This is a genomic window from Microbacterium sp. NPDC091662 (assembly GCF_044756705.1).
Lineage (GTDB): Bacteria > Actinomycetota > Actinomycetes > Actinomycetales > Microbacteriaceae > Microbacterium.
Genome location: NZ_JBIVTM010000002.1, coordinates 186,297 through 209,195, shown reverse-complemented (window position 1 = coordinate 209,195; position 22,899 = coordinate 186,297). Strand labels below are relative to the sequence as shown.

The window sequence follows — 22,899 nt, the reverse complement described above, 5'->3', positions numbered from 1 at the left end:
CTTACTTCGCTCCGTCCGCGTAGGCGCCGACCAGGCGCACTGCTCCACCGTCGACGCCCTTGGCGCCCTGTTCGAATTCGCCGGCCGGACGCGGGCCGAAGCCGACGGTCCCGACCTGCCACGAGGGCATGCCCTCGGCGTTCAACGCCGCGATCGCGGCGTCCTTCTTCTCTGCGGCGACCACGGCGAGGAAGCCGATGCCGAGGTTCCAGGTGCCCTCCGCCGATTCCAGCGTGGAACCGGCGATGTCGCTGAGCACACGGAAGACGGGGCTCGGCGACCAGCTGCTGCGGTCGACCTCGACCCAGCTGCCCTGCGGGAGCACGCGGGCGAGGTTCGCCGCGATGCCTCCGCCGGTGACGTGGCTGAGTGCGTGCACGCCGCCGGTTCCCGTGGAGCCGCCGAGCTGATCGATCAGACGAAGCAGCGGCAGCGTGTAGAGGCGGGTCGGCTCGAGAAGCGCCTCGCCCCAGGTGGTGCCGAAGTCGGCCGCGTTGTCGCCGTAGCCGATGCCCGCACGGGTCACGATGTGGCGCACGAGGGAGTAGCCGTTGGAGTGCAGCCCGCTGGAGGCGACGGCGATCACCGCGTCACCGTCCTGGACGAGTTCCGCACCGAGGATCGCATCCGCCTCGACCACGCCGGTCGCCGCTCCCGCCACGTCGTAGTCGCGCGGTCCGAGCAGGCCCGGGTGCTCCGCCGTCTCGCCGCCGACGAGTGCGGTGCCGGTGGCCGAGCACGCCTGGGCGATGCCGCGCACGATGTCGGCGATCCGCTCGGGGACCACCTTTCCGCACGCGATGTAGTCCGTCATGAAGAGGGGCTTCGCGCCCACCACGACGATATCGTCGACGACCATGCCGACCAGGTCCTGGCCGATCGTGTCGTGCTTGTCGATCGCCTGCGCGATCGCGACCTTCGTGCCGACGCCGTCGGTGCTGGTCGCGAGCAGCGGGCGACGGAAGTCGCGCAGCGCGCTGGCATCGAACAGTCCGGCGAATCCGCCGACACCGCCGAGCACTTCGGGACCGTGCGTCGCGCGCACGGAAGACTTCATCAGCTCGACGGCGAGATCACCTGCAGCGGTGTCGACGCCGGCTTCGGAATAGGGATTGGTGGGGGAGGCAGCCACGCCTCCAGCCTACCGCCCGCAGCCGGTCCGACTCTCCGCGACGTCGGACCTCGGATCCGGACGCCCGACCCGCCTACGATGGGGCCATGGCAGACAAGCCGCAGTGGCTCATCCGCGAAGACGCGAGCGTTCCGGTGCTCGTCGCCCTCGCACTGCGGCAGCGCCTCGGGATCAGGGTCCCGGAGGATCTGCCGAGCCTGCGCGAGCTCGCCGTGCGTGCACCGGACGCGGTCGACGCGTCCCCCGCGATCGAGGCCCAGTGGCGGGACTACTGGGACATGACGGTCGAGCCTCGTGCGCATCCGTCCGACGTACCGCTCGAACTCATCGACGGGTTCGACACCCTGGTCGCCCTTCCCGCCCACGGTGCGGAGGAACTCACGGCGGCCATCGCCCCGCAGGCGACGTCGGCCCTGCTCTACGCGCGAGCCGCGCACGACCGGTACGTGAACTCGATGAAGAGCCACACCGGCGGCGATGCCTACCGTGCGTATGCGAGTGCGATCGCGGAGTTCGAGCGCGAAGTCGGCCGGCGCGCGCACTCCTTCGAGCTGAACGTGCAGGTGCTGCCGTTCTCGCAGCGCGGCATCTGGTGGATCGGCGCGCTCACCGTCGCGGTGACCGACGGCCTGCGCCGCGACGTCGTGGCGTTCGACGCGGCGATCCGTCCGGTGATCGCCGAGCTCGCCTAGAGGTCAGTCCTCGTCGACGACGGTCTCGCGGTCGACCCGCACGACCCTGTCGTGACGACGAGCCAGGCGCTCCATGATCAGACCGACGATGCCGCCGAGCGCGATGCCGATCGGCACCGTCCACAGCAGAAGGAAGCCGAACACCTGACCGGGCGGGTAGACGACGTCGAGTGCCTGCGACTCGTCGAAGCTGCCGGTCCAGGTGAGGATGCCGGCCGCGATCACGCCGACCACGACGCCGATGCCCATGAGCACGCCGTACCGCGGCACACGGCGCACGGTCGCTTCGACGGTCTGGTGGGAATCGGTGGGGGCCATGCATCCATTGTCCCACCGCCGACGGATGCCGCGTACCCGAGATCGGGACGGAAGAACGGCCCTCCCCGCGTCCGCCGCGGGAAGGGCCGTTCCGTGTCGCGCCTCGACTAGACCTCGGTCGTCGTCTGGGCGGCCTCTTCCGTGCGGTTGCGACGGACGATCAGCACGCCGCCGGTCGCCGCGAGGGCGACGACGATCAGGCCGCCCACGATCCACGGCCACACCGGAGCGCCATCGGATGCGGCAGGCGCGGTCGCGGTGGTCACCGCGGCGCTGGCCTCGGAGTCGGAGGTGGGCTTCTCCTCCGCGACGCCGCAGGCCGCGCCGACCGGGATGACGGCGGTGACCGGGTCGAGCTCCTCACCGGCGGCGTAGGTGCCGAACGCGGAGGCTCCGGCCTCGGTCAGCGTGGTCGGGATCGCGTCGAGCGTCAGCACGCCGTCGACGACCGCCGCGTCACCGAGGGCGAACTCCGCGAGGCGCACGCCCTTCTGGTCGATGCTCTCGCCCCCCTGCGTGGTGCCGGTCACATCGAAGACCAGGTAGCCCTTGTCTCCGGCGAGCTCGACGGCCGCGTTCGCGAGCGTCGTGTTGAGCGCGCCGTCGTGGCCGGTGAAGGTGATGCTGCCACCGTAGGTGACCAGGCCCGCGAGGGTCTCGTCATCGAACGATCCGGTGCCGCCCTCCCACACGTAGTCGGGGTACTGGTATGCGACGTCGGTCAGCGTCCAGCCGCCCTTCGCGATGCCCTCGATGTAGGTGCGGAACGACTCCTTGTAGCCCCACTTGAGAGTGGCACCCTCGACCGTGCACGCACCGATCGCGGTGGTAGCCCTGTTCAGGGTGAACGCGAGACCACGGTTCACCGAGCCCTGGAATGTGAGCGTGTGCTCGCCGTCCTCGAGGCTCGCGGGAAGGGCGCCCGACCAGGTCGCGACGCCGTTCGCGTCGGCCGTCACCGTCTCGAGCAGGACGGGCGTCGAGTACACGACGACCTTGATGCCCTGCTCGTTCGCGCGGAACCCGGATGCCGACACCGTGGCCGGCAGCCCGGATGCGAGTGCGGACAGGTTGGCCTCGTCGGCCTCGATCCCCTCGGTCGCCGGCGGAGCAGCCGGGAGCGTGGTCTTGGGCTTCACGACCGCCGCAGCCACCGTGCCGCTCGACCCGGCAGGTGCCGCGGAGACCGAGCCGATCGTGAAGGTCACCGGATTCAGCGTGGTGCCGTAGCCCGACAGCACACGGTCGCGTCCCTCCGCGGTCAGCGCGGCAGGAGCCGCCGTGTAGGTGACCGCGCCGTTGGCCACGATGCGCGCCGCGCTCGAGAGGTCGAGTGTCGCGAACGGCACCTGTGCACCGCCGCTCGTCACGTACAGCGTCGCCGCGCTCAGTGAGGTGATGCGGATCTGCGGGTTCGAGACCGTCACATCGAGCACACCCTGGTGTCCGGTGAAGCGCACCGAGCCCCGGTACACGACGCTGCCGAGCCCGGTGTTGACGTCGAAGTCACCCCCGACCGTCTGGCCGAACTGGAACTGACCGCCCGAGCGGGTCGCGCCGTCGGAGACCGCGATGGATCCCTTCGCGATGTCGCTCGTGATGTAGTCGGTGAACGAGGAGGAGATCGCCCAGCGGAGCGAGCCGCCCGGGACGTTCGCCGGCGGATTCGTCGGGGTGACGGGCGTCTCCGGCACCTCCGGCACCTTCACGTCGAGCAGTGCGTCCCACTGCGCGGGCGTGATGGTCACGGTCGAGCGCGCGTAGATCGTGCTCGCACCGGGGTTCGAGTGCTGCTTCCACACGATGACCTCGTACGACTTCGTGCGGTCGAGGTTCTTCGCCGCGGTCGTGAGGTCGATAGAGAAGGCGCCGAACGTGACCTTCTGCGCCCACTGCATGGCGAGGAAGCCGCCGTCGGCGTTCACGGCGCCCTCGGTGCCGGCCTCGATCAGCGCGACGTAGGCGCCGGGGATCTCGCCGAGATTCGTGGCAGACGCGGTGACGGTCAGGCCGTCGTTCGCCGTCGCCGTCTTCACGGCCGTCGCCACGGTCGGTCCTGCCGGGAAGAGGGTGTCCCACTGCGCGTCGGTCACCGTGACGGCGCTCCGCGCGTAGATCGTGCTCGCGTCTGGCATCGAGTGCTGCTTCCAGACAATGACCTCGTAGGACTTCGTGCGGTCGAGCGCGTCTGCAGCGGCGGTCAGGTCGATCGTGAGCGCGCCCCCCGTGATGTTCCGCACGTACTGCATCGCCAGGAAGCCGCTGCTGCCGGTGACGTTCGCCTCGGTGCCCTTCTCGATCAGCGCGACGTACGCACCCGTGATCGCACCGAGCTTCGAGGCGGAGGCGGTGATGGTCAGGCCGTCGTTCGCCGTCGCGGTCTTCACGGCTGCGGTCACTGTCGGCGTGACGCCGTAGTTCAGGGCGACGCTGCGCTCCTGGTCGGCATTGATCACGCCGCCGGCCGCATACGTGTAGACACCGTACGAACCGGGGGAAGCCGCGGCGTCCTTCAACGTCAGAGTCGCCTGGAACGTGCCGTCGGCCGCGATGTCGACCCACTGCGCGCGGATCGCGCTCTGATACTGCGCGGGAACCTGGTTCAGCACACCCTCGGCCAACGCCCATACCTGCGCACCGACCGAACGGCTCGACGATGCAGCGCCCGTGGACGGCTGCCATGCCGAGGCGAAGTTGCCGAAGACGACGTAAGTGCCCTGCGGGAGGTGCTTGGGGATCGGCACACCGCGGCCCTCGGTGCCGAGGTTCGCGCCCGGGTCGTAGCCCGAGCCCTTCACGACGACCTTGTCGCCCGCCTTGAGCGCCACGCCTGCGGCCGGAGTGGTGCCGTCGGCGAGGAACACCTCGATCGCTGCAGAGACCGGGGCCGGCTGCAGGCTCTCCCACTGCGCGTCGGTGAGGGTGACGGCTGCACGGGCGTAGATGGTGCTCGCATCGGGGTTCGAGTGCTGCTTCCAGACGATGACCTCATAGGACTTCGTGCGGTCGAGCGTGTCTGCAGCGGCGGTCAGATCGATCGTGAGCGCGCCTCCCGTGATGTTTCGCACGTACTGCATCGCGAGGAACCCTCCGCTGCCGGTGACGTTCGCCTCGGCGCCCTTCTCGATCAGCGCGACGTAGGCGCCGGTGATCGCGCCGAGCTTGGTGCCGGAGGCCGTGACGGTCAGGCCGTCCTTCGCCGTGGCCGACTTCACGACCGTGGAGACAACGGGGGTCTCTGTGTAGTTCAGGGCGACGCTGCGCTCCTGGTCGGCGTTGATCACGCCGCCGGCCGCATACGTGTAGATCCCGTAAGTCCCCGGCGTGGCCGCCGCATCCTTCAGGGTCACCGTCGCCTGGAACGTGCCGTCGGCCGCGATGTCGACCCACTGCGCGCGGATCGCGCTCTGATACTGCGCGGGAACCTGGTTCAGCACGCCCTCGGCCAGCGCCCACACCTGCGACCCGGAGGATCGCGTCGACGATGCGGCGCCCGTGGAGGGCTGCCATGCCGAGGCGAAGTTGCCGAACACGACGTAGGTGCCCTGAGGGAGGTGCTTGGGGATCGGCACACCGCGGCCCTCGGTGCCGAGGTTCGCGCCCGGGTCGTAGCCCGAGCCCTTCACGACGACCTTGTCGCCCGCCTTGAGCGCCACGCCTGCGGCCGGAGTGGTGCCGTCGGCGAGGAACACCTCGATCGCTGCAGAGACCGGGGTACCCGGGTCTGTCCCGGGATCGGTACCAGGGTCCGTGCCGGGATCGGTACCAGGATCCGTGCCGGGGTCCGTACCAGGGTCCGTGCCGGGGTCGGTGCCGGGGTCCGTGCCGGGGTCGGTTCCCGGGTCGGTGGGAACGGTGCCGAACACCGCGTCCCACTGCCCAGCCGAGATGGCGACGTCGCCGCGGCCGTAGATCGTGGTCTCGCTCGGGTTCGAGTGCTTCTGCCAGACGAGCACCTCATAGGCCTTCGTGCGGTCCAGCGAACCGGTCGGCGCGTCGAGCGTGAACGTGCTCGCTCCTGCGGTGACAGTCGGCATCACGAACGCGGCATACCCGCCGCCACCCGTGAGCCCTGCCTCCGTGCCCTTCACGATGAGGGCCGCATACGCCCCCTCGACTTCGGGCAGGCCGCTCGCCTGCACCTGCACGCTCACGCCCGAAGAGCCTGCGGAGGCCACCGTGGCGGTGACCGTCGCACCGGCAGCGTGCGCGGGCGGCACGATCACGGCACCCGCGGCGATGAGGAGGAAGGAGACGAATGCGGCGAGCAGCACGCGTATGCGAGCGCTCCCCGGGGATGCTGTGGCTGTGGCGTTCACGGTTCTCCACGGCTCCGGGCACGCAGAAGAGCACGCGCGCCGGCGGTGCCGCAATGCAGTCGGGCGAAGGTAGGATTTTGGTTAGGCTTAGCTAAGCAAGCCGCCGTTCCTGAGCGTAGAGGTGCGGATCGGCGCGCGTCAAGTTTTAGGATAGCCTTGCCTAATGCGTCGCGTCTCCGCCCTTCTCTTCGTCGCCGCTCTCGCCGTCGGGCTCACCGCGTGCGCAGAGCCGGGCGCCACGGCCGCACCCCCTGCCACCCCCGACGACAGCTGTCCGCAGGCATCTGTCCCGCTGGCCTCGCTCGACCTGATCGACGACGTGCGCGGACACGAAGGCCCATCGACCGCCTGCCTGTCGAGCCACGCGATCGAGCCGGTCGACGATGACAGCGCGCCGAAGCTGCCCGTAACGGTGACCGACAGCGAGGGTCACCAGGTCGAGATCACCGACGTCGACCGCATCCTCCCGATCGACATCTCCGGCACGATCGCATCGACGGTCTTCGCGCTCGGCCTCGGCGATCAGGTCGTCGGTCGCGACGCCTCCACGGTCTTCGCCGGCACCGAAGATCTCCCCGTCGTGACCAAGACCGGCCACACCCTCAACGCCGAGGCGATCCTCGAGCTGGCCCCGACGGTCGTCCTCACCGACACCACGATCGGCCCGAAGGAGGTGCGTCAGCAACTGCGCGACGCGGGCATCGCGGTCGTCGTGATCTCCAGCGACCGTCGCCTCGACACCACGGACGAGCTCGTGACGGAGATCGCCACCGCCCTCGGTGTGCCGAGCCGCGGCGATGCCCTCATCACGCGGCTGGGCACCTCGGTCGACGAGACGCTCGCGGAGATCGCCGAGGTCGTTCCCGCCGACGAAGCCGATCGCGCCCGGATGCTGTTCCTCTACGTGCGGGGCAGCGCGAATGTCTATTACATCTTCGGGGAGGACTCCGGCGCCGATTCGCTGATCGACGCCGTCGGCGGCGTCGATGTGGCGGCCGAGATCGGCTGGGAGGGCATGAAGCCGATGACCGCCGAGGCCCTCGTCGCCGCGCAGCCGGACGTGTTGGTGATGATGACCGACGGGCTCGAATCCGTGGGCGGCATCGACGGCCTGATCGAGCGGATCCCCGCCGTGGCCCAGACTCCCGCCGGCGCGAACCGTCGCGTGATCGACATGGCCGACAGCGAGATCCTGAGCTTCGGTCCGCGCACCGCCGACGTTATCGGTGCCCTCGCCCGCGCTCTGTACGCCCCCGAGCCCGCGAAGTGACCGGGGAGGTCGTCACCCCGACTCCGACGAGACACCGGGGCCTGCGCTTCGCCCTGGTGACGGTCGGCCTGATCGTCGCGCTCACGATCACCTGCATCGTTTCCATCACGAGTGGGCAGTACGACCTCTCCCCCTCCTCCCTCATCGGCGTGCTGCTGCATGGTGTGGGGATCGACACCGCGTGGGCACCGTCGGCATCCACCGACTACGGCGTGATCTTCAACCTGCGCATGCCGCGCATCGTGCTCGGCCTCCTCGTCGGCGCCGCCCTCGCCGTCTCCGGTGTGCTCATGCAGGCGATCTTCGGCAACCCGCTCGCGGACGCCGGCGTGGTCGGCGTCTCCTCGGGCGCGGCGCTCGGCGCGGCGGCGAGCATCACCTTCGGACTCGCGACCTTCGGCATGTGGACCACGCCCGCTTTCGCGTTCCTCGGTGGCCTGGTCGCCGTGTTCTCGGTGTACTTCATCAGTCGTTCAGGCGGGCGCACCGAGGTCGTGACCCTCCTGCTCACCGGTATCGCCATCAATGCGATCGCGGGCGCCGGCATGGCGTTCTTCACGTTCCTCGGCACCACATCGACCCGCGAGCAGATCGTGTTCTGGCAGCTCGGTTCGTTGAACGGCGCGCTGTGGTCGAACATCCAGCTCGTCGCCCCCCTCGTGCTGATCGGCGTGGTCGTCGCGCTGATCGTCGCCCCCAGCCTGGATCTCTTCGCCCTCGGCGAGCGCACCGCGCGACACCTCGGCGTCAACGTCGAGCTGCTGCGGATCGTCGTGATCGTGACGGTCGCGCTGCTGGTGTGCGCGGCGGTCGCCTTCGCCGGGATCATCGGCTTCGCCGGACTCGTCGTGCCGCACCTGATGCGCATGATGATCGGCCCTGCCCACCTGCCGCTCGTGATCGCCTCGGCGCTCGGCGGCGCGCTGCTCATCGCGGTCGCCGATCTCGTCGCCCGCACGGCCGTGCCTCTCGCCGATCTGCCCATCGGCATGATCACCTCGCTGGTGGGCGGCCCGTTCTTCCTGTGGCTGCTCGTGCGCACCCGTCGTCGCTCGGGAGGATGGGCATGACCGTCCGGCTCCGCGGAACGGGGCTCACGGTGCGCGTCGGCGAAGGGCGGACGATCCTCGACGCTGCGTCCATCGCGATCCACTCCGGAGAGATCCACGCCCTCGTCGGGCCGAACGGGGCGGGCAAGTCCACCCTGTTCGGAGTGCTCGCCGGAGACGTCACGGCACAGGCCGGCACGGTCGAGCTCGACGGCCAGCCGATCGACCGGATCAAACCGCGCACGCTCGCCCAGCAGCGTGCCGTCCTGCTGCAGGAGATCACCGTCACGTTCCCCTTCAGTGCCGAGCAGGTGGTGCGGATGGGCCGAACACCCTGGGCACGCACGCCGGCGGCCGACGAAGACGACGAGCGGGTGTCCGCAGCGATGGCGCAGACCGAGGTCACCGCACTCCAGGCACGTGCCGTCCCCTCCCTTTCCGGCGGCGAGCGCGCCAGGGTCGCCCTCGCCCGCGTGATCGCCCAGAGCACCGGCATCCTGCTGCTCGACGAACCGACCGCGGCTCTCGACCTGAAGCACCACGAAGACGTCATGCGGCTGATCCGCGGACGCGCGGATGACGGGATCGCGGTGGCCATCGTGCTGCACGACCTCAACGCCGCCCTCGCGCACGCCGACCGCGTCACGCTGCTCGCCGACGGCAGGGTCGCGGCGACGGGTACGCCGACCGAGGTGCTGACCGCCGAGCAGATCGAGCAGGTCTACGGCCAGGCGGTCGACGTGTTCCCGCACCCCGCGACCGGGGTTCCGCTGGTGGTCGCTCGGCGCTGAGTCGAGGCTCGACGGAGGACTACGCCTCGCCGCGCAGGGAGCGGATCATGCTCCGGAGGATCTTCAGCGCTCCCGCCTGCTCGTCCTCGGTCATCCCGGACAGCATCCGGACCTCCACCGAGCGGACGGCAGCAGTCGCCGTCGCGAGACTCTCACGACCGCGGTCGGTGAGGCGGGCGGGGAGGGCCTTGCCGACCGGGGCCTCCGCCGGCCTGGTCACGAACCCGTCCCGCTCCAGCGCCTGCAGCAGCACGTTCATCGACTGCCGCGTGACGAATGCGCCGCGCGCGAGCTCGGAGTTCGACAGCCCGGGTCGTTGCGCCAGCAGTTCGAGGCAGGAGTAGTGGGTGATGGTCATCCCGAGCGGGCGCAGCACCTCTTCCATCGCGGCGCGCAGGGCACTGGACGCTTCTTTCAGCAGGTAGCCCAACGACGTGTCCAGGTCGATCCCGACTCGGTCTTGACTCATGTCAGTATTCTGACATACAGTTGCGCATGTCAGAAAACTGACACCAACAAAAGGAACACGACATGCCCGTCACCGGCCCCGACTTCATCTCCCTGCAGGCACGCGACCTCGCCGCCTCCCACGCGTTCTACGAGAAGTACCTCGGTCTCGTCCGCTCGCCTGCCGGCCCGCCGCACGCCGTCGTCTTCGAGACGACACCCATCGCCTTCGCCCTCCGCGACATCGCGCCGGGCACCGATCTGGCCGGCGTCGCCCAGCCGGGCATCGGCGCGGCGATCTGGCTCCACGCCACTGATGTCCAGGCCATCCACGATGCGCTCCTCGCCGACGGACACACCATCGTCGCGGACCCGATCGACGGACCGTTCGGCCGCACCTTCACGTTCGCCGACCCCGACGGCTACCAGATCACCCTCCACGACCGCGCCTGACCCCCTCCGCGTGAGCCGGCCGGCGCTACGCTGGAGGATCGCCCACCGGAGGACCGATATCGCCATGCCGTCTGCATCCGACCTGCTCGACATCGCCATCTCCGCGGCCTCAGCCGGGGCCGCCGTGCTCGCCGAGGCGGCGAGGGATCGCGACGCCTCCCCCGATGGACTGGGACTCCGTACCAAGGGGGCCTCCGGCGACGTGGTCACCGAGATCGATCTACGGGCCGAACGCGCCATCCGTGCCGTCATCGCCGAGCACCGCCCCGACGACGAAGTGTCGGGCGAGGAATACGCGACCACCGGCTCCGGCTCCGCGCTCCGCTGGTCGATCGACCCGCTCGACGGCACCTCCAACTTCGTCCGAGGACTCCCGCACTACGGATCGTCCGTCGCAGTGCAGGATGCGCGCTCCGGGTCCTGGCTCGCCGGTGTGGTGCACGCCCCCGAGCTCGATCACGTCTACTCCGCGGGGTCAGGACTCGGCGCGTACCGCGAGTCTGGCGGCATCCGGCGACGGCTGCGCGGACCGGCGACCGACGCCACTCCCGTGCTGCTCGCCGTCGGGTTCTCCTACGACCCCGAGCAGCGGGCGCGGCAGCTCGCGGAGCTCCCGACGCGCATGTCGGCGTTCACGGATCTGCGCAGCATCGGGTCTGCCGCGCTCGGACTGTGCCTGGTCGCAGAAGGCAGCGTCGATGCCTTCATCGAGACCGACCTGTACGAGTTCGACTGGGCAGCGGGCGCGCTGATCGCCGAAGAGGCGGGGCTCATCGTGAGGCGCCCCGCAACCGTGCGAGGCGGCATCGTCGCCCATCCGCCGCACCTGCCGGTCGCGTAGACCGATCCGAAAGCCGGCGGTCTCGCACCTGAACGGGGCTGGACGGGGACCGGCGCCCCTACAATCGCGGTGAGGCGAAGCGCCAGGCCGACATCCGGGCACCGGCGCGAGGGAGGGCTCTGGTGTTCGGTTCGAAGAAGAGGAAGCAGAAGCTCGACGACCTGATGGAGCAGCTCCGTCCCGACCTGAGTCGGCAATCGCTCGGCGTCGGACCCGACTTCCCCGGTGTCGCCCCGAACCCGCTCCTGAGCGGCGAGGCACGCAGGCGCAATGCGGAACTGCGCACAGGCACGCTCGCGCTCGGCGTTCTCGTCGACTGGCGGGAGGTCAGCAGCGACGGCAGTCCCCGCGTGGTCCTGATGCTCGACGTCGAGACCGCCGGCGGCGTCTCATTCCGCGGCATCGCGGACGAAGACCTGACGATCACCGCGCTCACCCGGCTCGCGCCAGGGCAGACGATGCCCGTGCGCTACCGTCCGTCGGTCATGGACCACTACGTCGCCCTCGCCGAAGACGCCGACCCCGTCCGTGTTCAGGAGCTCGCCGACGAGATCGCGAGTCGCCGGCGGGGCTGACCGGCACCGTGCCCTAGACGCCGGTCCGACCTCTGCCCTGCTGCTCTCTCACGACCTCCTCGAGGAACCGTGCCACGGCGACCGAGCCGGGATCCGCATGTCCGACCGAGCGCTCCTGCTGCCAACCGGCACGGCCGCGTCGCGACTGCCACCCGGCGCTCTCGGTGACCGCGGCAAGCGCCGCCTTCGACACTTCGGCCGCATCCGCTCCGCCCTCCAGTGCTTCGGCGATGGGCACGAGCACGTCGATCACGGTCTTGTCGCCCCGCACGGCCCCGCCCTGCACGGCGATCTTCGCTGCCACCGTCTGGAGCACATCGACGAGGCCCGCCCGATCGATGTGCACGCCCGGTGGCACCTGATCCGCCGCAGCGAGCAGGCCGCTTCCGAGCAGAGCCGCGAACGTCGAGGGGTTCGCTGCGGCGAACGCGTCACCCGCCGCGCGCAGGATGCTGCGGGCGTCGAGGTCATCCGGCAGCTGACGCAGGGCATCCGCCACCGCTGCGCTGCCCGCGGCGACCGTGACGCCGAGGTCGCCGTCGCCGAGCGCGGCATCCAGGGTGCGGAGCTCTTCGCGGTGCCGCTCCATCTGCGGCAGCACGGTCAGGAGCAGGTCGCGCAGAGCGCTGCGGGATCCGGCCAGGGTCACCTCGACCGTGGCCGCGTCTTCGTCAACGGCGGTCTCGGCCATGAGCACCCGCCCCACCGGAGCCGCCCCCTGACGGAAGAACGGTGACCCCGCCGGGTCGTGCAACAGCTCTTCCAACTCGTCGTCGAGCTGCATGATCGACAGTGAGGCTCCGGCCATCTCCAGGCTCGTGACGTACTCGCCGATGAGTCGGTACCCGATGGTCACCCCGGCGTCCGCGAGCGTGCGGTGCACCCGGCGGTAGATCACGTACAGCTCTTCGAGCGGCGTCGCCCCCAGGCCGTTCACGAGCACGGCCACGCGCCGCCCTTCGGTGAGATCGAGTTCGGTGCCGATCTCGGCCAGGAACCGATCCGTGATGGCATCAGCCGCCTCGAGAGGGCCGCGGTGGCTGCCGCGCTCTCCGTGGATGCCGACGCCGATCTCCATCTCGCCCTCATCGAGCGTGAAGGTCTCCTCCCCCGCTGCCGGGAGCACGGTCGGCGACAGGCCGACACCCATGGTGCGGGTCGACTCTGACGCCTTGCGGGTCACGCGCTCGACCTCGTCGAGGGAGGCCCCGCGGTCGGCCATCGCCCCCGCCACCTTGTAGACGAGGACGAGCCCCGCTACGCCTCGGCGCGACTCCGCGCGGTCACGCGGCGCGGACTGGATGTCATCCACCCCGAGCACAGTGCGCACGTCGATACCCTCGGCGCGGCAGCGATCGGCGGCGATGTCGAAGTTCAGCACATCGCCGCCGTAGTTTCCGTAGAGGTAGAGGAGTCCGGCGTCGGAGTGCACGGCCACCGATGCCGCATGGATCTGCGCGGAGCTCGGTGAGGAGAAGACGTTGCCCACGGCGACGGCCGAGCACAGACCGCGACCGACGTAGCCGAGGAAGAACGGCAGGTGCCCCGAACCGCCACCCGTGACGATGCCGACGCGCCCCGGTGCCGGAGCATCCGTCCGCGCCAGCGCACGTCGGTCCGCTGTGACCGCCCGCAGCTCGTCGGGGTGCGCGAGGAGGATGCCTTCGAGCGTCTCGTCGACGAACGTCTGAGGGTCGTTGATGATCTTGCGCATGTCAGTGCTCCTGCCCGGAGAGGATCGGATCGTAGGTCGTGCGGTCGATGAGCACCCGCCCGTCGGCCTCGAGCCTGCCAGAGGACCGCAGGTCCTTCACGATGTCCCAGTGGATGGCCGACTCGTTCTTGCCCCCGCACTGCGGGTAGGAGCGGCCGAGCGCGATGTGCACCGTGCCGAGGATCTTCTCGTCGATCAGCAGGTCGCCGGTCATCGTCTGCACATGCGGGTTGGTGCCGATGCCGAGCTCGCCCACGCGGCGAGCGCCGTCGGCCTCGAGGATGCGCTCCACGAGGTCGAGGCCGCGGGTGGCCGACACCTTCTCCACCCGCCCTGCGACGAAGTCGAGTCGGAGGTCGGTGATGGTCGCGCCGCCGAACCAGAACGATCCGGGGAACGTGATGTGCCCCTCGACGCCGTCTTCCACGGGAGCGGTCGCGACCTCGCCGTCGGGCAGATTCGCCTCCCCCGCGAACGGCACCCAGGTGCGGCCGGCGCACTTCAGGCGCAGATCGGTGTCGTCATCGAGGATGCGGACCATCGAGGTGCGGTTCAGCTCGGCACACAGCCGGTCGAGGTGCGCGCGGTGCGCTGTCCAGTCGGCGAGCGTGCCGGCGAAGAACTCCTGCTCCAACTGCTCGCGGGGCACACCGATGAGTGCCGCCCACTCGGGGGTGGGAATACGCACGAGAGTCCACCGGGTGCCCTGCCACCGCGCGGTCGACACGAGCCCCTTGCCCTCGCGCTGCAGGCTGAGCCTGGCGCCGTCGATCTCATCCGCCGGCGGCTCCATCCCCCGGAAGGAGACGTGCACGTCGGCCCATTCCATCGAAGCCCGCTCGAGCGGGGCGGCCTCGCGCAGCAGCGACTCGCTCGCGTGTTCGAGCGCGAACCGGTCGTACTTCTCCTCGACGAGCAGCACCTGGGGCATCCCGCCCCGGCGATACACCTCCTCCACGAAGGCGTCCACGGCATCGAGCACCGAGGAGGTCGTCGCGAACACCGAGACCTTCGTACCCTCGCCGACCTCGTTCACCTCGGCGAGATGCTCCGCCAGTTCCTGCCACCTGCTCATCAGTCCACCTCTCTCAGCGCGCGCAGGGCGCGGTACGTCTTCGGGAAACTCTCGTAGGCGGCCCGCAACGGCGGGGCGGGATTCTCCTGGGGTACGACCTCGCCCGAGAAGGCGACCCAGCTTGCGGCCTGCTTCTCCGTCACGGCACCCAGGCCGATCGCCGCGAGCATCGCATCCCCGTAGGCCGCCCCGAGCGTCGCGGCGGTCTGCTGACGAAGACCCGTCAGGTCGCTGACCGTCTGCACCATCACCTCGTTGTGCGTTCCGCCGCCGATCGCGACCACGCGCGGCTCGGCAGCACCGGCATCGAGCAATGCGGAGACCGCGAGCGCGATCGACTCCCCGACCCCTTCGACCACCGCACGGGCGAGATCGGCACGACCGGTCGAGAGCGTGAGACCGCTGAACGACGCCCTGGCATCGGGGTCGTGCAGGGGTGTGCGCTCCCCGCTGAAATGCGGCAGGTGCAGCACGCCGTTCGCACCCGGCGGCGCTGAGCGCACGAGTTCCATCAGGCGCCCGAACATCGCCGTGTCGCCGTCGCCATGGTCGAGTCCGAGCATGTCGGCGATCCATCGCGTCGCCGTGCCCGCCGTCGAGGTTCCGGCGGCGAGGACGTAGCGCCCGGGCAAAGCGAACGGCGCCGCCCACAGCCGCGGATCCGCATGCGGCTCGTCGGTCACGCGGATGAAGTACCCGCTCGATCCGTACATGAGCATCAGGTCGTCTGTGGCCACGACCGAGGCGCCGACCGCCTCGGCGACGGCATCCGTCGTGCCCACCAGCACCGGAATGCCCTCGGGGATGCCGGTCGCCATGGCCGCCGCGGCCGTGACCGTGCCGGCGACATCCGTCGACCACCCGAGCCGGGGCAGAGTCTCCGGGCGGATCAGGTCGTCGATCCCGTCGAGGTCCCAGTCGAGCCGAGCGAGGTCATAGCCGGGGTGGAAGTACCCCGCCGTCGCGTGGTCGATCACGACTTCGCCGGTGAGGCGCGCGACCAGGTAGCTCTGACTCGTGAGGTACCACCGGGTGCGTGCGGCGACTGCTGGTTCGTTGCGCTCGATCCACAGGATCTTCGGGCCCGCGGACTGACTCGTCAGTGCATTGCCCGCCCGCCGGAAGATCTCCTCGTGCCCGAGGCGCGTCTCGAAGATGTCGATCTCCGCAGTGGCCCTGGTGTCGACCCCATAGAGGATGGCCGGGCGCAGCGGACGCAGCTCGGCATCGACCGGCAGCACGCACGGACCGATCGCACTGCACGCGACCGCGGCGATCACGGCATCCGGCATCGCCTTCCGCAGCGTCGAGGCGACCTCGACGACATCGTGCCACCACACTGCGTCGGCATCCTGCTCGACCATGCCAGACGCGGGCGTGCTGATCCCGTGCCGGGCGCGCGCCTCGGCGTGCACGTGACCTGCGGCATCGACCAGCACGCCCTTGGTCTCATAGGTTCCGACGTCGATGCCGAGGAACAGTTCCATCAGGATGCCTTTCGGATGCGCGGGTCAGGCCCGGGGGATCTCTGCGAGCGCGATCGTCTCGGTCTGACTACTGGGTGCCCGGCGCGGCCTTCGTTTGACCCTCACCTGATCGAACACCATCACCGCGATCAGGATCACCCCTTGCGCGATCGCGTACTCGTAGGCCGAGAGCCGGATCGCCGTGAAGCCGGACTGCACGACCTGCAGCACGAGCGTCGCGAGGACCACTCCGGTGATGGTCGCGAACCCGCCGGTGGGGTTCGTGCCGCCGAGCACCGCGATCACGATCACGAGCAGCACGTACGACGTGCCGTAGTCGGCGCTCGCCGTCGGGTTGCGGGAGAGGAACACCAGACCCGCGATGCCGCCGAGCACACCCGTCGTCACGTACGTGCCGTAGAGCAGGCTCGTGCTGCGGATACCGGAGTACATCGCCGCCGTCGGGTTCGCCCCCTGCAGCTGTGTGCGTCGCCCGAACGGCGTACGCGTGATCAGCACCCCGATCAGAACAGCGACCACGAGGAATTCGAGGAACAGAAGAGGGATGCCGCCGACCGTCGCCTGCCCGACCGAGGAGAGCACCGCCGGGGCGCCGTAGAGCGTGGTGCCCCCGGTCCAGACGATCGCGATGCCGTTGAAGATCTGCATCGTGGCCAGCGTCGCGAGGATAGGCGTGATGCCTACCGTCGCGATCAGGAAGCCGTTGACGGCTCCCGCGAGCGCGCCGACCAGAACACCGACCAGGGCGATGAGGCCGCCCATCGACTCCGCGGTCGCCGGATCGCTGCTGGCGATCGCCGTGAACATCGTGCTGACGGTGATCGCCGAGAGGTTCGCGATCGCCACCAGTGACAGATCGATCCCGCCGGTGAGCATGGCGAGCGCCATGGCGATGGCGAGGATGCCGACCTCGGGCGAGGCGACCATCATGTTCTGCAGGTTGATCGGATTGAGGAAGACCCTCGGGTTCAGGATCGCGAACAGTCCGAACGCGAGTGCGAACAGCACCAGCATCCGGCCGACGCCACGATTCACGTGGATACGGCCGAGCAATGACCGCACCGACCGATCGACCTGGTCGTTCATCCGGGCGAGCTGCCCGGGAGGGGTCGCCTGAGGCATGGTCACTCCTTCACCGTGTCGAGGACGAACGTCCGACGAGAGGCGCGGCGGGCCATGACGGCCTGGATCCCCACGCCGATCACCAGCAGGAACCCGACGGCGGCACGCTGCCAGGCCGTGGGCACGCCCATCAGGATGAGACTGTTGTTGATGATCTGCACCAGCAGCACGCCGAGCACGGTGCCGGTGACGGTGCCGCGTCCGCCGAAGATCGAGGCCCCGCCGAGCACGACCGCGGCGATCACGTCGAGCTCGGTGCCGACCAGGTCTTGCGGGTTGGCGCTGCGCCCGAGCACGACGTGGATGAGTCCGCCGATCGCGGCGACCGCCCCGACGAGCACGTAGAGCATGACCTGCAGGCGCACGACCGGGAAGCCGGCCCGTCGTGCCCCCTCCAGGTCGCCACCCATGGCGTAGATGCCTCGGCCGAACATCGTGCGGCGCAGCAGGAACGCGGCACCGATCACGAGCAGCACGACCGGCACGATCAGCATCGGCAGGTAGGCGCGGGTCGACTCGATCGAGATGAAGTTCGCGGTCGACAGCCAGGAGATGCCATCCGGCAGCTCGGCGATGTACTTGGAGCCGATGTAGGCGAGCAGCACGCCCTTGAAGATGCCCTGCGTCGCGAGAGTCACGATCAGGGTGGGGAGCCGGAACCGGGCGATCACGATGCCGTTGACGAACCCGAGGGCGCCGCCGATCACGATCGCGAACGCGAGGATGCCGATCAGTCCGAAATCGAGGCTCCCACCCTGGGCGAGAGACACGGTCGTGTAGGCGGCGAAGATGCCGATCGCCGCGAACGACACATCGATGCCGCCGGAGATGATCACGAAGAGCACCGCGAGCGCGAAGACCATCGGCACCAGAGCGGAGCGCAGGATCGAGAACAGCGTGTGCACGCTGAAGAAGGCGGGGTTCACGGCGCACATCACGATCACCAGGACGAGGATGATGCTCGCGAGCACGAGCTCGTTCGACATGCGTCCGATGCGGGGAAGGCGGATGCGGGTGTCGGTGGCGCTCACGCGGCCATCACCTCCTGGATTCGGGGCGCGGCGATCTCGTCGCCGGCCAGTCGTGAGACGATCTCGCCGCGGCGCACCACGAGCACGCGGTTGCAGAGCGAGACGAGTTCGGGCACGTCGTCGGAGATCATGATCACGCCCATCCCGTCGTTCGCTGCGTCGCGGAGGATCTGCAGGATCTCTTCCTTCGACCCCACGTCGACACCGACCGTCGGTCCGTTCAGGATCAGCACCCGCGGCTTGGTCGCGAGCCACTTGGCCAACACGACGCGCTGCGCATTGCCGCCGGACAGCGATCGCACGGGCGCCTCGACGCTCGGCGCCTTGATGCGCAGGCGCGAGAAGAGAAGGGAGATGGTCTCGGCGGTGCGTTTTCGACTCAGCAGCACCTTGCCGACCGCGTGCTCGCTCAGGGAGCCCGCGATGATGTTGTCGGAGATCGACTTGTCGAGGAACAGGCCCTGGGTGAGCCGGTCTTCCGGTACGTACCCGATGCCCGCGTCGACGGATGCCCGGATGCTGCCTGGTCGCACGGCGCGGCCGCCGACGGTGACGGTACCGGACTGTGGAGTGAGCAGGCCGAACAGCGCATCGGCGATCTCACCACGGCCCGAGCCGAGCAATCCGGTGAGGCCGAGGATCTCGCCCGGCTGCAGGTCGAAGGAGACATCCGTGAAGGCGCCGGGCAGGTCGAGGTGCTCCACACGCAGCAGCGGCTCAGCCTCCTCGTCGACCTCGACGACGACGCGCGAGTCATCCACCGCACGGCCGGTCATGGCGTGGGTGAGGGAGGCCACGTCGAACTCGTCGGCCGGACCGTTCGCGACCAGGCGCCCGGAACGCAGCACCGTGATGTCCTGCGACACCTGCAGCACCTCGTCGAGCTTGTGGCTGACGAACACCAGGGCCACGCCGCGCTGCTGCAGTCGGCGCACGAGCGCGAACAACCGCTCGACCTCGGAGTGCGTGAGCGCGGTGGTCGGCTCGTCCATGAAGATGACCCTGGCGTCCTGCACGAGAGCTCGGCAGATCGCGGTGAGCTGTCGGTCGGCGACGGAGAGCCGTTCGACATCGGAGTCGAGGTCGAGGGTCAGGCCCAGCTCCTCGACGATGCGTTGCGCCTCGGGCCGACGGTTCTTCGCGCTGTAGAGCTTGCGTCGCGCGGCGATCGCGGCCGGGAGCACGATGTTCTCGGCCACGGTCAGGTTCGGAAAGAGCGAGAAGTCCTGGTAGATGACCTGGATGCCGGCGCGCAGGGCCTGGGTCGGCGAGAGGTGGGTCAGGGGTTCACCGTCGAGCAGGATCTCGCCTGCCTCCGGCTTCTCGACCCCGCTGATGATCTTGATGAGAGTGGACTTGCCGCACCCGTTCTCGCCCGCCAGACAGTGCACCCGTCCTGGGTAGAGGGTGATGCCGACGTCGTCGAGGGCGACGACACCGCCGAACACCTTCCGCACCCCTCTGACCTCGAGAACGGGCCTGGCCTCGGGAGTGGGCTCGGCCTCGGGCGCCGGCTGCGCCTGTTCTGCGTTCATGTTCTTCCTCCGGGGTGGGGTCGCGCGTGGGCGACCCCACCCTGAGTCGTGGCGGACGTCGGGTCAGAAGTCGTAGTCGTCGACGTTGTCCTTGTCGACGATCACGGCGGCGTCACCCACGTACACGTTGTCGAAGCCGTCGAGCTTCTTCAGGGAGTTGTAGCCCTCGATGCCGAGGTCGGTGCCGTCGGTGATCTTCTCGCCGTCGACGAGCAGCTGCGCGATCTTGAGCTGAGCCTTGCCGGCCATCGCCGGGTCCCAGAAGAAGATCTTGTCGATCGAGCCGTCGACGATGTACTTCTTCGCCACAGACGGGATGCTGGTGCCCATCACGCAGACCTGATCCTCCAGACCGGCCTCCTGCACGGCGCGGGCGATACCGGCGACGTCGGTGCCGGCCGAACCCTGGAAGCCCTTGATGTCGGGGTACTTCGCGAGCAGTTCCTTCGCGCGCTGGTAGGCCACGTTCTCGTCTTCCTTACTCTCGACGGGCTCTTCGACGCGGGTCAGGTCGGGGTACTCCGCCTGCTGCTGGTCGTAGGCGCCACCGACCCAGTCCATGTGGGTCTTGGCCGTGAGGCCTCCGACGAAGGAGACGTACTGTCCCGAATCGCCCATGCACTCGGCGAGGTTGTCCATGATCTTCGCGCCGTAGGCCCGGTTGTCGAACGCCTCGATGTCGATATCGGCGTTGTTGATGCCTGCCGCCTCGTGGGCGACCACGATGATCCCCTGGTCCTTGGCCTGCTTGAGCACGGACTCCAGCGCCTCGGGCGAGTTGGGGACGACCGTGATCGCGGCGGGCGACTGGGCGATCAGGTCCTGGATGATCTGGATCTGCTTCTCGGGGCTGGCGTCGTCCGCGCCCTCTTGACGGGCGTCGATCCCGGTCTCCTCGGCGAACTCCTTGACCCCGACCTCCATACGGTCGAACCAGCCAACACCCGAGATCTTGACCACGGTGACCATCGCGCCGTCTTCGGCACTCCCGCCGGTCTCGCCACCACCGGTGGTGCCGCCGACCTGACCGCAGCCGGCGAGGGCGAGCATCGCCACGGCACCGAATCCGACACCTGCAAGCAACTTCGTCTTACGCATGTTCCACTCCTTCGTGTGTGAGCCAGTGTTAGTTTCCACCACCCCCAGGGAGGAATGGGAAGAAATCTCATCGCTGTGGAACAGTAAAACGTCAAACCGTCGCTTGTCAATGCGAAATCTCACACCCGTTGCGCAACCGTTGCGCAACCGGTCGGGCGCAGAGCGCGGGCTCCTAGAGCGCCGCGACGGCTTCGATCTGCACGCCGGCCGCCCGCAGGCCGATGAGCGCGGGGTGATCCACCGCGCCATCGGTGACCAGCAGGTCGATCTCCCCGGGGCCGGCGACATTCGTCAGGTGCACACGGCCGAGCTTCGACGCATCGGCGACGACGATGACGCGGTCGCACGCGTCGATCGCGGCGCGTTTCACCGCGCCCTCTTCGTTGCTGTAGTCGGAGAGCCCGCGCTTGCCGTCGACGCCGGAGACACCCATGACGTAGACATCGCAGTTGTAGCGCTTGAACGCCTCGATCGACTCGGCACCGACCAGGCTGAGCTCGCCAGGGCGCACCCGCCCACCCGTGACGAGGATCGTGGTGTTCGGCTCGTCGTGGAGTTCGAGCGCGACGAGGATGCTGGGCGTCACGATCGTGAGCCCGAGGCCCTTGCCGACGATCGCGCGGGCCACGGCGAGCGCGGTGCTGCCACTGTCGAGCACGACGGTCTCGCCGTGGTTGAGGTGGGCGACGGCGGCTGCGGCGATGTTGATCTTCTCGCGTGCGCCCATCAGTGCCCGGGAGTTGAATCCCGGCTCCACCACCGTCCCGTGGGCGGCGATCACACCGCCGGTCACCCGCCGCACGCTGCCGCGCTCCTCGAGGAGTTCCAGGTCGCGCCGGATGGTCATCTCGGAGACGTCGAACTCCAGGGCGAGGGCCTTGAACTCGGCCTCCCCGTCAGAGAGGACCCGCTGTTCGATCAGCGCGCGGCGCTCATGGGCTTCCATCCCGACCTCCTCGTGTGGCAGATCCCACCCTAGGCGAGAAGCTTGTGTGAATGAGTAACTTGTGCTTTGCTCTTCGTGAATCTTTCACAGCACTTGTGATCCATTCCGAAGAAACGAGGAAAGACATGCCCAACTGGCTCCCCGAGGTGTTCGGCACGCAGAAGCCGATCGTGGCGATGCTGCACCTGGCGCCGCTCCCCGGCGACCCCGGCTACGACACCGCGGCCGGGATGGCCGCGATCGTGAACCGCGCCAAGGGCGAACTCGATGCGCTGCAGAGCGGCGGCGTCGACGCCGTGCTCATCTCCAACGAGTTCAGCCTCCCGTACCTCACGAAGACCGAGCCCATCACGGCGATCAGCATGGCCCGCATCATCGGCGAGTTGCAGGGCGACCTCGCCGTGCCGTTCGGCGTGAACGTGCTCTGGGACGGCCGCGCCTCGATCGATCTCGCCACCGCCACCGATGCGGCGTTCGTGCGTGAGATCTTCACCGGCGTCTACGCCAGCGACTTCGGGCTGTGGAACACGAACGTCGGTGAGGTCGCGCGCCACAGACACCGCATCGGCGCATCGAACGTGAAGCTGCTGTTCAACATCGTGCCGGAGTCGGCCGCCTACCTCGCAGAGCGCGACCTGGGCTCCATCGCCCGCTCCACCGTGTTCGCGACCAACCCCGACGCTCTCTGCGTCTCCGGACTCACCGCCGGAGCCCCCACCGACACGCAGTCGCTGGCCATCGTGAAGGAGAACGCCGGAGACGTGCCGGTGTTCGTCAACACCGGGGTCCGCGCCTCCAACGTCGCCGACCAGCTGGCAGTGGCCGACGGCGCCGTGGTGGGCACCTACTTCAAGCAGGACGGCAAGTTCGAGAACCGCGCCGACCGCACGCGCGTCGAGGAGCTGATGGGCGCGGCGAAGGCGTTCCGGTCCCAGCTGGTCTGACACACGAGCCCTGCGACGCGCACAGCCGCCCTCCGATCCCTGGTGATCGCGGGGCGGCTT

20 protein-coding genes are annotated in these 22,899 nt (G+C 69.1%); 8 read left to right on the top strand and 12 right to left on the bottom strand.

Features of this window, described 5'->3' with window-relative positions; all coding sequences use genetic code 11:
* Position 1 precedes the first annotated feature (1 nt).
* On the bottom strand, positions 2-1,132 hold the full coding sequence (gene purM / locus ACIQLD_RS14365; protein ID WP_402608944.1) for a phosphoribosylformylglycinamidine cyclo-ligase: 1,131 nt from the start codon (positions 1,130-1,132) through the stop codon (positions 2-4).
* Between the two features lie 86 nt (positions 1,133-1,218).
* Here purM and ACIQLD_RS14360 point away from each other — a divergent pair, with 86 nt between their 5' ends.
* Entirely contained in the window at positions 1,219-1,824 is a 606-nt protein-coding gene (locus ACIQLD_RS14360; protein WP_402608942.1) for a zinc-binding alcohol dehydrogenase, read from the top strand.
* A 3-nt stretch (positions 1,825-1,827) separates the two neighbouring features.
* On the opposite strand, the gene ACIQLD_RS14355 is transcribed toward ACIQLD_RS14360, so the two are convergent.
* Both ACIQLD_RS14355 and ACIQLD_RS14350 read right to left on the bottom strand, forming a co-directional pair.
* Positions 1,828-2,142 carry a potassium transporter Trk gene (locus tag ACIQLD_RS14355; protein WP_402608940.1) on the bottom strand — a complete coding sequence of 105 codons (315 nt, stop codon included), beginning with the start codon at positions 2,140-2,142 and terminating at the stop codon, positions 1,828-1,830.
* A gap of 107 nt (positions 2,143-2,249) precedes the next feature.
* Entirely contained in the window at positions 2,250-6,461 is a 4,212-nt protein-coding gene (locus ACIQLD_RS14350) for an HtaA domain-containing protein (protein ID WP_402608938.1), read from the bottom strand.
* A 163-nt stretch (positions 6,462-6,624) separates the two neighbouring features.
* Here ACIQLD_RS14350 and ACIQLD_RS14345 point away from each other — a divergent pair, with 163 nt between their 5' ends.
* The 3 genes from ACIQLD_RS14345 to ACIQLD_RS14335 are packed head-to-tail and all read left to right on the top strand — an operon-like array spanning position 6,625 to position 9,571.
* Positions 6,625-7,731, top strand: coding sequence for a hemin ABC transporter substrate-binding protein (locus ACIQLD_RS14345; protein WP_402608936.1), 1,107 nt, complete (start codon positions 6,625-6,627; stop codon positions 7,729-7,731).
* Entirely contained in the window at positions 7,728-8,801 is a 1,074-nt protein-coding gene (locus tag ACIQLD_RS14340; protein ID WP_402608934.1) for a FecCD family ABC transporter permease, read from the top strand. The genes ACIQLD_RS14345 and ACIQLD_RS14340 overlap by 4 nt, the downstream gene beginning before the upstream one ends.
* Positions 8,798-9,571 carry a heme ABC transporter ATP-binding protein gene (locus ACIQLD_RS14335; protein WP_402608932.1) on the top strand — a complete coding sequence of 258 codons (774 nt, stop codon included), beginning with the start codon at positions 8,798-8,800 and terminating at the stop codon, positions 9,569-9,571. The genes ACIQLD_RS14340 and ACIQLD_RS14335 overlap by 4 nt, the downstream gene beginning before the upstream one ends.
* Before the next feature lie 19 nt (positions 9,572-9,590).
* Here the strand turns inward: ACIQLD_RS14335 and ACIQLD_RS14330 are convergent, their stop codons facing one another.
* Positions 9,591-10,040 (bottom strand): MarR family winged helix-turn-helix transcriptional regulator, encoded by a 450-nt coding sequence (locus ACIQLD_RS14330; RefSeq protein WP_402608930.1) that lies wholly within the window; start codon positions 10,038-10,040, stop codon positions 9,591-9,593.
* 62 nt (positions 10,041-10,102) lie between these two features.
* Here ACIQLD_RS14330 and ACIQLD_RS14325 point away from each other — a divergent pair, with 62 nt between their 5' ends.
* The 3 genes from ACIQLD_RS14325 to ACIQLD_RS14315 all read left to right on the top strand — a co-directional run bounded on the left by ACIQLD_RS14325 (position 10,103) and on the right by ACIQLD_RS14315 (position 11,887).
* Entirely contained in the window at positions 10,103-10,471 is a 369-nt protein-coding gene (locus tag ACIQLD_RS14325; protein ID WP_402608928.1) for a VOC family protein, read from the top strand.
* A gap of 64 nt (positions 10,472-10,535) precedes the next feature.
* Positions 10,536-11,312 carry an inositol monophosphatase family protein gene (locus ACIQLD_RS14320; protein ID WP_402608926.1) on the top strand — a complete coding sequence of 259 codons (777 nt, stop codon included), beginning with the start codon at positions 10,536-10,538 and terminating at the stop codon, positions 11,310-11,312.
* 122 nt (positions 11,313-11,434) lie between these two features.
* The gene (locus tag ACIQLD_RS14315) at positions 11,435-11,887 is read left to right on the top strand and encodes a hypothetical protein (protein ID WP_402608924.1); all 453 of its coding nucleotides are present in this window, start codon (positions 11,435-11,437) and stop codon (positions 11,885-11,887) included.
* 13 nt (positions 11,888-11,900) lie between these two features.
* On the opposite strand, the gene ACIQLD_RS14310 is transcribed toward ACIQLD_RS14315, so the two are convergent.
* From ACIQLD_RS14310 to ACIQLD_RS14275, 8 genes are all read right to left on the bottom strand, one after another.
* Complete coding sequence (locus ACIQLD_RS14310; RefSeq protein WP_402608922.1) at positions 11,901-13,601, bottom strand: dihydroxyacetone kinase family protein; 1,701 nt, start codon at positions 13,599-13,601, stop codon at positions 11,901-11,903.
* A gap of 1 nt (position 13,602) precedes the next feature.
* Positions 13,603-14,676: an aminopeptidase gene (locus ACIQLD_RS14305; protein WP_402608920.1), complete on the bottom strand. Its 1,074-nt coding sequence runs from the start codon at positions 14,674-14,676 to the stop codon at positions 13,603-13,605.
* Complete coding sequence (locus ACIQLD_RS14300; protein ID WP_402608918.1) at positions 14,676-16,163, bottom strand: FGGY-family carbohydrate kinase; 1,488 nt, start codon at positions 16,161-16,163, stop codon at positions 14,676-14,678. Before ACIQLD_RS14300 ends, ACIQLD_RS14305 begins: the two co-directional genes overlap by 1 nt.
* 24 nt (positions 16,164-16,187) lie before the next feature.
* Positions 16,188-17,285, bottom strand: a complete 1,098-nt coding sequence (locus ACIQLD_RS14295) for an ABC transporter permease (RefSeq protein WP_402608916.1) — start codon at positions 17,283-17,285, stop codon at positions 16,188-16,190.
* A 2-nt stretch (positions 17,286-17,287) separates the two neighbouring features.
* On the bottom strand, positions 17,288-18,316 hold the full coding sequence (locus ACIQLD_RS14290; RefSeq protein WP_402608914.1) for an ABC transporter permease: 1,029 nt from the start codon (positions 18,314-18,316) through the stop codon (positions 17,288-17,290).
* Positions 18,313-19,851: a sugar ABC transporter ATP-binding protein gene (locus tag ACIQLD_RS14285; RefSeq protein ID WP_402608912.1), complete on the bottom strand. Its 1,539-nt coding sequence runs from the start codon at positions 19,849-19,851 to the stop codon at positions 18,313-18,315. Before ACIQLD_RS14285 ends, ACIQLD_RS14290 begins: the two co-directional genes overlap by 4 nt.
* 63 nt (positions 19,852-19,914) lie before the next feature.
* Entirely contained in the window at positions 19,915-20,949 is a 1,035-nt protein-coding gene (locus ACIQLD_RS14280; RefSeq protein ID WP_402608910.1) for an autoinducer 2 ABC transporter substrate-binding protein, read from the bottom strand.
* A 172-nt stretch (positions 20,950-21,121) separates the two neighbouring features.
* Complete coding sequence (locus ACIQLD_RS14275) at positions 21,122-21,895, bottom strand: DeoR/GlpR family DNA-binding transcription regulator (RefSeq protein ID WP_402608908.1); 774 nt, start codon at positions 21,893-21,895, stop codon at positions 21,122-21,124.
* A 125-nt stretch (positions 21,896-22,020) separates the two neighbouring features.
* Between ACIQLD_RS14275 and ACIQLD_RS14270 the strand changes: the two genes are divergently transcribed.
* Positions 22,021-22,839: a BtpA/SgcQ family protein gene (locus ACIQLD_RS14270; protein ID WP_402608906.1), complete on the top strand. Its 819-nt coding sequence runs from the start codon at positions 22,021-22,023 to the stop codon at positions 22,837-22,839.
* The last annotated feature ends 60 nt before the right edge of the window (positions 22,840-22,899 follow it).

Excerpts from the sequence above, each read along its gene's own strand:
- ACIQLD_RS14270 (WP_402608906.1), top strand. The coding sequence starts at position 22,021 with ATGCCCAACTGGCTCCCCGAGGTGTTCGGCACGCAGAAGCCGATCGTG.
- ACIQLD_RS14305 (WP_402608920.1), bottom strand. The coding sequence starts at position 14,676 with ATGAGCAGGTGGCAGGAACTGGCGGAGCATCTCGCCGAGGTGAACGAG.
- ACIQLD_RS14335 (WP_402608932.1), top strand. The coding sequence starts at position 8,798 with ATGACCGTCCGGCTCCGCGGAACGGGGCTCACGGTGCGCGTCGGCGAA.
- ACIQLD_RS14330 (WP_402608930.1), bottom strand. The coding sequence starts at position 10,040 with ATGAGTCAAGACCGAGTCGGGATCGACCTGGACACGTCGTTGGGCTAC.
- ACIQLD_RS14285 (WP_402608912.1), bottom strand. The coding sequence starts at position 19,851 with ATGAACGCAGAACAGGCGCAGCCGGCGCCCGAGGCCGAGCCCACTCCC.
- ACIQLD_RS14360 (WP_402608942.1), top strand. The coding sequence starts at position 1,219 with ATGGCAGACAAGCCGCAGTGGCTCATCCGCGAAGACGCGAGCGTTCCG.
- ACIQLD_RS14325 (WP_402608928.1), top strand. The coding sequence starts at position 10,103 with ATGCCCGTCACCGGCCCCGACTTCATCTCCCTGCAGGCACGCGACCTC.
- ACIQLD_RS14280 (WP_402608910.1), bottom strand. The coding sequence starts at position 20,949 with ATGCGTAAGACGAAGTTGCTTGCAGGTGTCGGATTCGGTGCCGTGGCG.
- ACIQLD_RS14345 (WP_402608936.1), top strand. The coding sequence starts at position 6,625 with ATGCGTCGCGTCTCCGCCCTTCTCTTCGTCGCCGCTCTCGCCGTCGGG.
- ACIQLD_RS14295 (WP_402608916.1), bottom strand. The coding sequence starts at position 17,285 with ATGCCTCAGGCGACCCCTCCCGGGCAGCTCGCCCGGATGAACGACCAG.
- ACIQLD_RS14310 (WP_402608922.1), bottom strand. The coding sequence starts at position 13,601 with ATGCGCAAGATCATCAACGACCCTCAGACGTTCGTCGACGAGACGCTC.
- ACIQLD_RS14355 (WP_402608940.1), bottom strand. The coding sequence starts at position 2,142 with ATGGCCCCCACCGATTCCCACCAGACCGTCGAAGCGACCGTGCGCCGT.
- ACIQLD_RS14300 (WP_402608918.1), bottom strand. The coding sequence starts at position 16,163 with ATGGAACTGTTCCTCGGCATCGACGTCGGAACCTATGAGACCAAGGGC.
- ACIQLD_RS14275 (WP_402608908.1), bottom strand. The coding sequence starts at position 21,895 with ATGGAAGCCCATGAGCGCCGCGCGCTGATCGAACAGCGGGTCCTCTCT.
- ACIQLD_RS14320 (WP_402608926.1), top strand. The coding sequence starts at position 10,536 with ATGCCGTCTGCATCCGACCTGCTCGACATCGCCATCTCCGCGGCCTCA.